Origin of the sequence: Escherichia sp. E4930 (assembly GCF_005845405.1) — a bacterium.
GTDB lineage: Bacteria > Pseudomonadota > Gammaproteobacteria > Enterobacterales > Enterobacteriaceae > Escherichia.
The window spans coordinates 77,613-90,450 of record NZ_VCDZ01000002.1; the positions used below are offsets into that span (position 1 = coordinate 77,613).

At 51.1% G+C, this 12,838-nt stretch carries 10 protein-coding genes; 4 read left to right on the forward strand and 6 right to left on the reverse strand.

Annotated features, from left to right (window positions below; all coding sequences use genetic code 11):
• Positions 1–140 precede the first annotated feature (140 nt).
• The 4 genes from fdhD to FFT88_RS01500 all read left to right on the forward strand — a co-directional run bounded on the left by fdhD (position 141) and on the right by FFT88_RS01500 (position 6,696).
• Positions 141–977 (forward strand): formate dehydrogenase accessory sulfurtransferase FdhD, encoded by an 837-nt coding sequence (fdhD, locus tag FFT88_RS01485; protein WP_130258789.1) that lies wholly within the window; start codon positions 141–143, stop codon positions 975–977.
• 310 nt (positions 978–1,287) lie between these two features.
• Entirely contained in the window at positions 1,288–3,123 is a 1,836-nt protein-coding gene (locus FFT88_RS01490; protein ID WP_135405286.1) for an ATP-binding protein, read from the forward strand.
• A 1-nt stretch (position 3,124) separates the two neighbouring features.
• Entirely contained in the window at positions 3,125–5,431 is a 2,307-nt protein-coding gene (locus FFT88_RS01495) for a hypothetical protein (protein ID WP_135405289.1), read from the forward strand.
• Between the two features lie 209 nt (positions 5,432–5,640).
• Complete coding sequence (locus tag FFT88_RS01500) at positions 5,641–6,696, forward strand: YiiG family protein (RefSeq protein WP_135405292.1); 1,056 nt, start codon at positions 5,641–5,643, stop codon at positions 6,694–6,696.
• Positions 6,697–6,860: 164 nt separating this feature from the next.
• Here the strand turns inward: FFT88_RS01500 and araD are convergent, their stop codons facing one another.
• Genes araD through yiaN form a run of 6 tightly spaced genes read right to left on the reverse strand, consistent with a single transcriptional unit; the run spans position 6,861 to position 12,838 of the window.
• Complete coding sequence (gene araD / locus FFT88_RS01505; protein WP_135405294.1) at positions 6,861–7,556, reverse strand: L-ribulose-5-phosphate 4-epimerase; 696 nt, start codon at positions 7,554–7,556, stop codon at positions 6,861–6,863.
• Complete coding sequence (locus FFT88_RS01510; protein ID WP_130258794.1) at positions 7,550–8,410, reverse strand: L-ribulose-5-phosphate 3-epimerase; 861 nt, start codon at positions 8,408–8,410, stop codon at positions 7,550–7,552. The genes araD and FFT88_RS01510 overlap by 7 nt, the downstream gene beginning before the upstream one ends.
• Positions 8,403–9,065, reverse strand: coding sequence for a 3-keto-L-gulonate-6-phosphate decarboxylase UlaD (gene ulaD, locus FFT88_RS01515; RefSeq protein ID WP_135405297.1), 663 nt, complete (start codon positions 9,063–9,065; stop codon positions 8,403–8,405). Before ulaD ends, FFT88_RS01510 begins: the two co-directional genes overlap by 8 nt.
• A complete protein-coding gene (gene lyxK, locus FFT88_RS01520) occupies positions 9,062–10,558 on the reverse strand; it encodes an L-xylulokinase (protein ID WP_135405300.1) in 1,497 nt (498 codons plus the stop codon). The genes ulaD and lyxK overlap by 4 nt, the downstream gene beginning before the upstream one ends.
• Before the next feature lie 3 nt (positions 10,559–10,561).
• Complete coding sequence (yiaO, locus tag FFT88_RS01525; protein ID WP_135405302.1) at positions 10,562–11,548, reverse strand: 2,3-diketo-L-gulonate TRAP transporter substrate-binding protein YiaO; 987 nt, start codon at positions 11,546–11,548, stop codon at positions 10,562–10,564.
• A gap of 12 nt (positions 11,549–11,560) precedes the next feature.
• Positions 11,561–12,838, reverse strand: coding sequence for a 2,3-diketo-L-gulonate TRAP transporter large permease YiaN (gene yiaN / locus FFT88_RS01530; protein WP_167851620.1), 1,278 nt, complete (start codon positions 12,836–12,838; stop codon positions 11,561–11,563).

Consider the following 12,838-nt stretch of genomic DNA (forward strand, 5'->3'; position numbering starts at 1 on the left):
TGTGCAGGGAGTGGGAGTTATTTTTCTTTGCGGAAGGGGCCGCAAAGGTCCAGAATTGGCTCAATTTCCCTCCATCCAGGAAGGGTTTGTAACAGAATACCATAATGTTGGTGTGTGTGTTCTTATCTGGTTAATATAAAGTGAAAAAAACACGGCAAAAAGAAGTCAAAAATGTGACAAATGTCACAGGCGTTAGCCAAATTGAGTTATGGCGTCGTGACGATTTACAGCACCCACGGTTAGATGAGGTGGCGGAAGAAGTTCCCGTTGCGCTGGTCTACAACGGTATTTCGCATGTGGTGATGATGGCATCGCCCAAAGACCTTGAACTGTTTGCGCTCGGTTTTTCGCTTTCCGAAGGAATTATCGAAAGTCCGCGCGATATCTTCGGCATGGATGTCGTTCCTTCCTGTAACGGTCTGGAAGTGCAAATTGAGCTGTCCAGCCGCCGTTTTATGGGGCTTAAAGAGCGCCGCCGCGCGCTGGCCGGGCGCACGGGCTGTGGCGTATGCGGCGTGGAGCAACTTAATGACATCGGTAAACCGGTGCAGCCGCTGCCGTTCACTCAGACATTTGATCTCAACAAACTGGATGATGCGTTGCGCCAACTCACCGACTTCCAGCCAGTGGGGCAACTGACCGGTTGTACCCACGCCGCCGCCTGGATGTTGCCATCTGGCGAACTGGCAGGCGGGCATGAAGACGTGGGCCGCCATGTGGCGCTGGATAAACTGTTAGGCCGCCGGGCGCAAGAAGGTGAAAGCTGGCAGCAAGGTGCGGTGCTGGTTTCCAGCCGTGCCAGTTATGAAATGGTGCAAAAGTCGGCGATGTGCGGCGTAGAGATTTTGTTTGCGGTGTCTGCCGCGACCACGCTTGCTGTAGAAGTGGCTGAACGCTGTAATTTGACGCTGGTGGGCTTTTGTAAGCCGGGGCGGGCAACGGTTTATACCCATCCGCAGCGTTTGATTCATAATTAAAGAAATACCGCAATTCTGATTCTGGATTGCGGTTTTATTTTTCTATTAAATAATCCTCAATATATTATTCAGCATTTAAATAATAATTTCACCACAAGAAATTATCTCGTTAACTCCGGTTTATATCGATATACTCCAGTCGCATTAATCCTTTAAGAATTAATCATTATTTATATAAGACATTTTGTTTTAATCATCGCGTCAATAAATAAATGTTTCCGATGCGTGAATGAAAATAACAAACCTTGCACCGGTTGTAAAAACAGCAATGTATTTTCAATAGTAGGTGATGGATTATGAGTATTGAAAAATGAGTACATTACAGTTACCTGGCAGTTCATATTCTACAGAAGTTAATTTAAACGGCTTAATTGAGGTGCTCAGCAAGCATCTTTACTCCACTCCCGTGGTTGCCGTGCGCGAGCTGGTGCAGAACGGCCATGATGCGATTGTGCGCCGCAGGATTGAGCAGCCCGATGCGCCAAAGGATAACCAAATTCGTGTGGTGGCTGACGTGGCGAAGTCCACTATCACTATTACCGATACCGGTGCGGGACTGACAGAAAGCGAAATTCACGGCTTCCTGGCGACAGTGGGCGTGGGTTATACCCGAATGTTGCGCCAGCAGGATGACAACACCGGTTTAATTGGTATGTTCGGCCTCGGTTTTTTGTCGGCCTTTGTACTGGCAAAAGAGGTCACGGTGTTGACCACATCCTGGCAAACGCCTGATCAGAGCTGGAAATACCACTCTACCGACGGGCAAAAATATACCGTTACGCCGCATCAGTCCTCGGAAACAGGAACGCAGGTGATTCTGACGCTCAAGGAAGAGTACAGCCATCTGGCGAGTAATAATTTGTTGAACCGCGTTCTTTCCCGCTACTGCATATTGCTGCACGAACCGGTCTATGTCGGCGATGCCAGCGAGCCGGTAAATAAACTTCAACCACCGTGGCGTGACGTTGCCCCCGAAGGCGTAACCATGCACCGCGCGCTGGTACAGCGTAAAAATCTCGCCTTTGCCGCCCAGTTTGAATCCTCCTTCGAACCGATTTGCACCATTCCGGTGGTGCCAGCGGGAATGAGCGACGCGGTTGGGATTTTATGGATTCAGGATGGCGCGACCTACGGCACCAGCGATAACCGCAACCTGTCGTTGTTTTTGCGCGGCATGTTACTGGATGATGAAGCGCGTGAGTTGTTACCGCCCTGGGCCGGATTTATTGGCGGCGTGATTGAGTCATCGAAACTGACGCCGACGGCAAGCAGGGAAGATCTCCAGCGGGATGAAACTTGGGTTGCGGTACAAGAGGCGTTAAAAGAGGCGCTGATCTCTGGTTTGTCCGATCTCGCACAAAATCAGCCAGAAATCTGGCGGCGTGTATTAATGCGCCACAACGAAGCGTTGCTGGGTGCGGCCTTGTGTGATGACCGTCTGTTTGATTTGCTCAAAGATCGCTTGCAGGTGCCAACGTCAAAAGGCGCGCTGCTGGCGAAGGATTTACGCGTTAATAACAGCATTCATATTCTGTTAAGCCGCGACGGCGGTTTTGAAGAGATGTTGTTCCACATTCTGCAACGGCCTGTAGCCCGTGGCGATCGCTATGCGGTGGTGCCATTTTTACGCCGTTGGGCGCTGTTATATCACTGCCGGATTATCGAAGTCGGTACGCAAACGGGCAATGAGCAGTTGTTCAGCCTGGCAGAATTACCTGAAGAGCAGGTGGCTTATCTGGAAGAGCATCTCTGCGATGGCGAGCAATTAATTATCTCCCGCTTCGAACCAGCGGTTTTACCGCTCGTGGTCACGCCAGACCGAGAAGCAGAATTAAAACAAATTCTCGAACAGGATGACGCAGATAAACGCATCAGTACCGCAGCGTTAATGCTGGCGCGGCAATTTACCTCGAAAATCCAAAAAACGAAAACCTCAAGTCTGTATATCAATCTTAATAACCCCTGTGTCATGCAACTGGTGACGGCCTTACAACAGCATCAGCAGCCAGCGGCAGCATTACGGTTATTAAAATCGCTGAAAGTGATTTTGTGCTCCAGCGGTAATAAAGAACAGCAGTGGGATTTACACCAGGCACTGGAAGATTTTACTCAGGTTATTCCTGTCTTAATTAATCAAGGAAAATAAAATGGATACATGGGAGTGGTACAACAAATATAGTCAGGAGTTGCGCGATGCCGGGCAAGAATATATTCCGCAGCTTATTGATGATTTTTCAGAAAGTGTTTTGCACCTGCAAATAGAAAAATGCGATTCGCTATTGCCGGAAATGAAAGCGCTGAATCAAGTAGCTAAAAATCCGTGGCTGGAAATATTTATCGGTCACTGGGAGATGCGTCATCGCCTGACTAACTATGAAGAAGGCGAAAAAGTGCTGCCAGACGTGGTAGCGCTGTTTGAAAAAGCGCACCGGGAAGAGGCAAAAGATTGCCCGCAATCCATTTGCGTTACCCAGGATTTATCAGCCTGCTACGAAAATATCGATGGCCCAGGCTGGGCGAATGAACGCATGGCAGTATGTGAAGAAACCATTGCGCGCATTGATCCGACCTGGAGCTGTTTTATGTGTTTATCCTGCGAGTATGCCAGTGCACTGGTGGACTCCAACAAAACAGAAGAAGCGTTGGTTTATATCGACAGGCAAATCGAGGCGGTGAAAGCATCGGGGAGTGAATATTTAGAAGCGCTGCTGGCAACACGCGCTGATATTTTGGTTGCCCTTCAGCGCTACGATGAAGCTCGTGAACTGATTGATGAACTGGCAAAAGAGAATGATTACTGGGGCCGTGATCGCATCAATTATCATCTCAAAAAACTGTACATTCTGGCGTTATGCGGGCAGGACGAAGAAGTCTGGGAAGAATTACCGCGTTGGTCAGATCTGACCCCCTATTCATGGGGCATGTGGGTAAAGATTATTACCGTACTGCTTCCTCGCCATCCACAGAGAAACCACTGGCAGCTGGCGCGCATCATCCAGACAATGCTGGATCAACGTTCGCAGGCCGGGGCGCACCGCAAAGCGGTTGATCTGGCAAAACTGCAAATCACTCTGGCGCTGGAGCGTGAATCCGTCTGGGTGGCCAAAATGGCGATGAAACAGGCCCAACGGCACATGCCGAAATTACGTTCGTTAGTGGGCGTTGATCGCGAGTTTCTCGAACTGAGTGAAAAAATCGCCGCCAAAGAGGCGGAGTTGCTTGCTCGTCCGGTTGTAGAAGTCCCTGAAAATAGCGATGAAGAAACGCAACCAGATCCAGAAAAAGACGTAGAAACATTCCGCCGCGCTTATCTGAACACGCCTGATGATGCGGAATTGCTGGGCAAGCTGGTCAATGCGTTAAACGCCTGCAATGCGATTGATGAATCGATTGAACTCCTGCAACGCTACGTTGAAAGCCATCTTCAGGAAGATAATGGACTTTGCTTCGATCTGTTGGATCTCTTGCTCCACCGTGACGATCTGCAAACTATCGAGCATCTGGCGAAGCAGTATGAACAGGCGGGGCTGCTACATATGGCCTTGTGGTTCCGCGCGCGAGTGATCAACCAACAGGAAGACTGGAGTGAACTGGAGTCGATTGGGCAACAGTTGCTGCAACACGAAAAAGGGCGTGAGTGGGTTGGCGTTTATCGCATGTGCTCCTGGGCAGCACAAAAACAGGAAGCCTGGGATCGACAACTGGATTATTTACAGCAATTGCAGCAACTGATGATTAGCCGTGAAGAAGATATTCGAAATCTCCAGTGGGATATCATGGCGACCGCCAGCATCCTGCAACAATGGGATTTGGTTCGTGCTATTGCTGCTGAACTGGAAATCGAACTCACGGAAGGCGAAGGTTTTATTGATGAAAAATGGGGGCTGTTAAACATCCGCTTCCGGGAAAATTATGAATACCGCTATTACTATGCTCAACGTATTGGGCCGGTAACAGCAAGGATCATTGAGCCAACTTACCGGACCGATTATCCGCAACATGTTGATGAAGTTGTGGTATTCGATGCAGAAATGTTGAACTCCCGACCAGAGGATGAGGAAGAGCAGAAGAATTTCACGCCACTTTATGGGTGTCTGAAAACCATTATCCCGACCGAGTACGGCGAGTCCTGGTTCTGCGAAGGTGTTATGCCTGGTGAAGAACAGTTTAATGCCTTCCGTGAGGCGCTCCGTGAACGAAACTGGTACTACTGGAGCAACAGTAATGATGACTATACGTTAACCGATAGTCATCAGGGAGAAGGCGCTGATCCGCTGCCCGCATTCTATTTTGTTATTAGCGCACCGCGTTCGATAGCCAAAGCTGATATCGACAAAACACTTAGCCAACTAACCGCTGACTGGGAACATCCGTTGTGCTGGTGGCGTCTTGCCAAAGAAGCCGGGGCGAATGAAGAGAAGCATGCCGCTATTGCCGAACGCTACGGGATGTAGTGCATGATTAATGGCGGTGGGAGATGACGCTCCCCCGCAAAGGTTGTGCCGTTAATTAAAATAAGTCCTGTGATTTAGAAATTAAATTACAGGACTTATTCATTTTGTGAATATTATCAATTTATTTATAAACAAAACGCGTGTAGTGACATTTTCTTTTTTCCTTTATTATATTCACTCTCTTATTTATCTATTTATAAGGCAATTAAATGAAAAGGAATTTATTATCTTCCGCTATTATAGTCGCTATAATGGCCCTCGGTATCACTGGCTGTGATGATAAAAAAATCGAAACAGAAACTCCCCCGCCCGCCAATGGTCAACCTGCCGCACCAGCCCCTGAAGCGAAACCTACTGAAGCTCCCGTTGCAAAAGCAGAAGCTAAACCTGAAACGCCTGCGCAACCGGAGGTGGATGAACAAGCGGTTTTCGATGAAAAAATGGATGTCTATATCAAGTGCTATAACAAGTTACAGATCCCTGTACAGCGCAGTCTGGCGCGTTATGCCGACTGGCTGAAAGATTTTAAACAGGGACCAACGGGTAAAGAGAGTCATGTTTATGGCATCTACGGCATTAGTGAATCCAGTCTTTCTGAGTGTGAAAAAGGCGTGAAAAGTGTTGTGGCGTTAACGCCTGAGCTGCAACCTATTGATGGCGTGGCGTTGAATTATATTAATACCGCAGTCGCGCTGGGGAATACTATTAATGAAATGGACAAATATTACACCCAGGAAAATTATAAAGACGACGCATTTGCTAAAGCCAAAACGCTGCACCAGGCATTATTGAAAAATATCGAAGCCTTTGAACCGGTTGCGGAATCTTATCACTCGGCGATTCAGGAAATTAATGATAAGCGCCAGCTTGTGGAACTGAAAAATATTGAACAAAGAGAAGGGAAAACATTCCACTACTATTCTCTGGCTATCATGATTTCAGCGAAACAAATTAATAACCTGATTTCGCAAGAGAATTTTGATGCAGAAGCGGCAATGAAGAAAGTCACTGAGCTGGAAACGCTGGTGGCGCAGGCCAAAGAAGCGGATAAAGGTGGCATGAATTTTTCATTCATCCTTTCGGCAGACCAGTATCAGCTTGAGGCTAAAAAATATGTTCGCCGCGTCAGAGATAAAGTCCCGTACTCTGACTGGGATAAAGAGCAACTTCAGGACGCAAATTCAAGCTGGATGGTCCAGGATTCTTTCCCGAAAGCATTACGCGAGTACAACGAAATGGTCGATGATTATAATCGCCTGCGTTAAACATTTTTGATTTTGCTGATCAATGTAATGTCGGATACGGCAGTGGACATCAGCCTGACCGAGCCAGCGCAACAGACGAGCTGCTAACCGAAGTGGCAGTGTTGTGCGGATACGGGAGCATATCAATTCATAGTACCGGGGCGATGAAGCCCCGGCGTGAGAGATTATTGCCCGTAATAAGCATTGGCCCCATGCTTACGCAGGTAGTGTTTATCCAGCAGTTCGTTTTGCATGGCAGGAAGCTGCGGCGAGAGCTGGCGTGAGAACAGTCCCATATAGGCGCATTCTTCCAGTACTACGGCATTATGCACCGCATCGGCGGCGTTTTTTCCCCAGGCGAACGGGCCGTGAGAATGCACCAGCACCGCCGGAATTTGCGCTGGACTCCTGCCGCGTTCTTCGAAAGTTTCAATGATCACTTCGCCGGTCTGGTATTCATACTCGCCGTTGATCTCCTCTGCGGTCATCAGGCGCGTGCAGGGGATGGCACCATAGAAATAATCGGCATGAGTAGTACCCCAGGCGGGGAGATCCAGTCCGGCCTGCGACCAGATGGTCGCGTGGCGCGAGTGGGTATGCACAATGCCACCGATTTCGGCATAGCGACGGTAGAGCGCCAGATGCGTTGGCGTATCGGACGAGGGCTTTTTGCTGCCTTCAACCACCTTGCCGCTGGCTATCTCAACCACCACCATATCGTCGGCGGTCATCACGTCGTACTCGACGCCGGAAGGTTTGATTACCATCCATTGCCGCGTTTCGTCTACCGCGCTGACATTGCCCCAGGTGAACGTCACCAGATGGTGAGCGGGAAGCGCCAGATTCGCCGCCAGCACGTCGGCTTTCAGTTGCTCTAACATAGAAATCCGGCCTCCTGCATACGCGCTTCAATCCACCGCCGTGCCTGAATAATCTCCAGTACCGGCTCGTTGGCTTTTTCGGTCCACATCTCAATCAGGAAAGAACCGCGATAGTTCAGTTCATGCAGCGTTTTGAAGATGCCAACGAAATCGACGCAGCCTTCGCCAAACGGCACATCACGGAACTGTCCGGGGCTTTGCTCGGTGACGGGTTGAGTGTCTTTCAGGTGGATTGCGGCAATACGGTCAATGCCCAGTTTTAGTTCAGCGGGAACATCATTGCCCCAGGCACTGAGGTTGCCGACGTCCGGGTAGACGGTGAACCACGGCGAGGCGAGCATCTCGTCCCATTTTTTCCATTTGCTGATGGAGTTCATAAACGCGGTGTCCATGATCTCTACCGCCAGCATCACTTGCGATGCCGCCGCCTGTTCAACCGCCCATGCCAGCCCTTCAGCAAAACGTTGCTGGGTGCCTTCGTCATGGTCTTCGTAATAGACGTCGTAACCCGCCAGTTGAATGGTACGAATGCCGAGATCGCGCGCCAGGCGAATCGCTTTACTCATGATTTCCCGCGCCCGTTCGCGTACCGCCTCGTCCCGGCTGCCAAAAGGAAAACGGCGATGGGCAGACAAACACATTGACGGAATGGCAACACCCGTTTCGATCATCGCGGTGACCAGCGAAGCCCTTTGTGCGGCGCTCCAGTCAAGGCGTGAGAGCCGTTCGTCGGTTTCATCCACCGACATTTCGACAAAATCAAAGCCACAGCTTTTCGCCAGCACCAGCCGCTCCGGCCAGGAGAGATCTTTCGCCAGTGCTTTTTCATAAATCCCTAACGGATGATTACGCACGTGCGCCTCCCCAGATGGCATCAATTTGTGCATGGAAATCGCCAGCTACCTGCGCTGGATTTGCTGCGCCTGCCAGCGCCCGCCCGGCTATAAACGCTTTCACGCGGATATCTTTAAACAGCGGCAGGTCAGCAGGGGTAATCCCGCCAGTAATCGAAAGCTCAAGGCCGATATCGGAAAGCGCTTTCATGCGTGCCAGATCGGCCCCGCCCCACTGTTGCCCGCTGGCCTGCGCGTCACGACCGCGATGATAAATCGCCTGCCGCACGCCAATACGATGCCAGTCGCGGGCGTCGTCCAGCGTCCAGTTACCGAACAGCTCTATCTGGATTTCACCGCCGCAGTTCTGCGCCATGGCGTGGCCTTTTTCTACCGTGGCGAGCGGCGCGGCGCAGATGATGGTCATCCAGTTTGCACCTGCGGTAAATGCTTGTTGAGCGAGTGTTTCACCAGCGTCGGCGACCTTCCAGTCAGCAACGATGATTTTGTCCGGGCACTGTTCGCGCAAGGCTTTCACCGCGCCAAGCCCTTCGTTTAAACAGAGAATGGTGCCCGCTTCGACAATATCGACGCTGTCTTTTAACAGCGTCACGTCGCGCTGCGCGGCTTCAAGTGATGAGTGGTCGAGGGCCAGTTGCAGAAGTGGTCTGCTCATAATGTGTGCTCCTTGATGCGGGTGTGATAACCCTGAAGTGCGGCAATGAGATGCTGATAGCGTTGATATTTTTGTTGGTAAAGTTGATGCGTGGTCATATCCGGCAGCAGGGTGCGTACCGGGTGCTGTAAGCCTCGTTGGGCTTCGCTGAAATCGCGATAAACCCCGGTGCCGACGCGGGCAGCGAGCGCCGCGCCAAAACAGCCGGTTTCTTCAACCTGCGGCAATTCGATTCGTAAGCCGCTGACGTCCGCCAACATTTGCATCCAGACATCGGAATGCGCCGGGCCGCCAGTGACGCGCAGGGTGTGCACATCAGTAAAACGTTCGCGCATCCGGTTGAGGTGGGTCATATGGCTGAACACCACGCCTTCATAGATGGCCTGCAACAGGTGCGCGCGGGTGTGAATGGCCTGCATCCCGTAGAAACCGCTGGTCATCTCGAGTCCGGCGTTGCTGCCGTACAGGAACGGCAGGAAAAAGAGATCGCCACTGGCTTTCGGCAAGCTGGCAACGGCCTGGTTAATCTCATCAAACGAGATTTCTCCCCACTGTGCGGTAAACCATTCGAGATTGCCGGAAGAGGTGGGGCTGGCTTCGTGAACGATAAATTCACCGTCATTAACGTAGCGGCCATAGACATACGGATGCGCTTCACCGTCACCTAAACCGTGGGTTATGCCGCTGGTCACCGCCCAGGTCCCCATCACCGCATTGAGGGTGAATTCGTCTTCGATCCCGGCGCAGAGTGCGGTGGAAACCACATCAAACAGGCCGCCGACAACGGGCGTACCCGCTTTCAGACCGGTCAGTACGGCTGTCTGAGCGGTGATTTCCCCGCAGATTTCGGCAGATCCGACAACAGGCGGCAGGGCGTGATTGATTTCACCGATCCCCAGCCAGTCGGTGAGGCACGGGTCATATTCCCCGCGACTCATGTTGTAGAGATTGGACTCGGAAATATTGCTCTCTTCGCAACCTTTGACGCCGGTTAAACACCAGCGCAGGTAGTCGTGCGTCATCATCACGCAGCCAATTTGTGTGTAGCGCTCCGGTTCGTGCTCTTTTAGCCAGCGTAACAGCGACACCGGATGCCCGGTCCATAAGGTCTGTCGGGTCAGCGGGTAGAGTTTTTCCGGGATGCCATCTTCCTGCCAGCGACGAACGATTTCCATCGCCCGGCGATCCGAGGACAATATGGCGTTACCGAGCGGCTTGTTGTTTTTATCCAGCAAAAACAAACCCTTTCCCTGTGCGGAGATACCGATACCAACTATTTGTTCCCCGCTAACGCCAGAATGAGTAAGCAGGGCGCGAATGACAGCCATGCAGCATTGCCACAGTTCTGCCATATCGCGCTCTGCCCAACCTGGCTGCGGGCTTAATGCGCACAGCGGCAGGCGCTGCACGCCTGCCTCCCGGCCTTCGCGGTCATACAGCCCGGCTTTCAGCCAGCTACCGCCACAATCTAACCCCAGCCAGTATTGCGTCATGGTTTATTGCACCTCATCCACGGCTTTCAGCAGATCGGCACCCTGCGGAACATCTTTAACAAACATGTCGCGGACTTGAGTACCCAGTGCGTCGCTAAAGGCTTTGCGGTCGAGATCGGTAATCACTTCCACGCCCGCTTCTTTCATGCCGTCGATGATTTTTTGCTGATCTTCGGCAACCAGTTTGCGCTGGTAGTTGCCCGCTTCCTGCGCAGATGAGATCAGCGCTTGCTGGAACTCCGGGGTTAAGCCATCAAACTTCGCTTTGTTGATCACCACCAGAAGCGGGGAATAGGCGTGGTGCGTCAGAGAAAGGTACTTCTGCACTTCGTAAAATTTTGCTGACCAGACAACGTTGATCGGGTGTTCCTGAGCGTCGATAGTGCGCGTTTCCAGCCCGGTATACACTTCGGCAAACGGCATCGGGATAGGGTTAGCGCCAAAAACTTTGAATGCCGCGATATTCATCGGGCTATTGTTGGTGCGGATTTTCAGCCCTTTCAGGTCGGCAGGCGTTTTAACCGGTGCGCGCGAGTTGGTGACATCGCGCCAGCCGTTTTCCCAGTAGGCCAGTACTTTCAGTCCTTTACCTTCAAGGGAGGCTTTCAGGTCATCACCGACTTTACCATCAAGCGTTTTATGCGCATGGGCGGTGTCGCGGAACAGGAAAGGAACGTCGAGCAGGTTCATCACCGGCGACAACCCGGCGAAGTTATTCGAGCCGGACATCTCCATATCAATAGTGCCGCCGCGCACGCCGCTAATCATCGCCTGTGCGTTACCGAGAGTGCTGTCCGGGAACAGTTTTAATTTCAGTTCGCCTTTGGTTCTCTCCTGTAATAATTCATTGAATTTTTTCGCCGCAATATGTTGTGAATCGGTTTGTGAGGTTTCATAACCGAAACGTAAAGATTGCGCCGCCAGTGAAGATGTGCTGAACGCCGCCACTCCGGCAATTAATAATGCGTAGGTTACAGAACGTAATTTCATTATGATTTCCTTTTAACTCATCCATTTAAGAGGAGCGGTAATAAGCTCCGGTATAAAAATAAATAATGCTAACAACATGAATAAAACCATGACGTAAGGCACAACGCCTTTTACCGCATCGTCAAATTTAAGTTTCGCCACGCCGCATACCACGTTAAGAACGTTACCGACTGGAGGCGTAATCAGTGATATTGAACAGTTGATAATAAACATGATGCCGAAATAGACCGGATCTATTCCCGCTTCTTTCACTAATGGCATTAATACAGGTGTAAGAATTAAGACGGTAGGCGTTAAGTCCATTACCGTACTGATCACCATAATAGCGAGCATAATGACGATGAATAATAAGCGAGGCGAATCTACCAACGGTTGTAATAGCTCTGATACCATCATGGGTAATTCGGCGATAGTAATAAGCCATGCAGATACCGCAGCAGAGGCCACCAGGAACATCACCACCGAAGTGGTTTTCGCTGCGTTAATCAGTACATGATAAAGCGTGGAGAAGGTCATTTCGCGATAGACCACCACCGAGACGAACAGGGCGTAGAAGGCGGCAACCGCGCCTGCTTCGGTGGGTGTGAATAACCCCGAACGGAAACCGCCAATAATGATTATCGGTAAAAAGAGCGCCCAAATACCGGAAACTAACGATTGCCAGACTTCCCGCAGTGAGGCTTTCGGCTGACAAGGTAAATTCAGTCGTTTTGCCTGCCACCACCAGGTTACCATCAGTGTGACGCCCATCATGATGCCCGGCGCGATGCCCGCCATAAACAATTTACTGATGGAGAGTCCGCTGGAGACGCCGAAGATAATGAGCGGAATGGATGGCGGAATAATAGCTGCAATAATACCGCCAGAACCGATTAGCCCAGCGGCGCGGTTTACCGGATAGTTGGCCTGACGCATCATCGGCACCAGCAGCGCCGCGACGGCTGCGGTATCGGCCACCGCAGAACCGGACAGGCTTGCCATGATCATTGCCGCCAGTACACCAACGTAGCCCAGACCGCCTGGCCTGTGGCCTACCAGCTTCATTGGCAAGTCGACAATACGTTGCGACAGGCCGCCCGCGTTCATGATCTCACCCGCCAGTACAAAGAAGGGAATGGCTAACAGGGAGAAGCTGTCTGCGCCATTTACCAACGTTTGTGCCAGAATTTGCACATCAAAGATATCCATCCAGAACATCAATGAAATGCCGCACAGCAATAATGCCCAGGCGATGGGAACACCAATCGCGATAGCCCCCAACAAACTGACAATAAATATAAGGATTGTCAT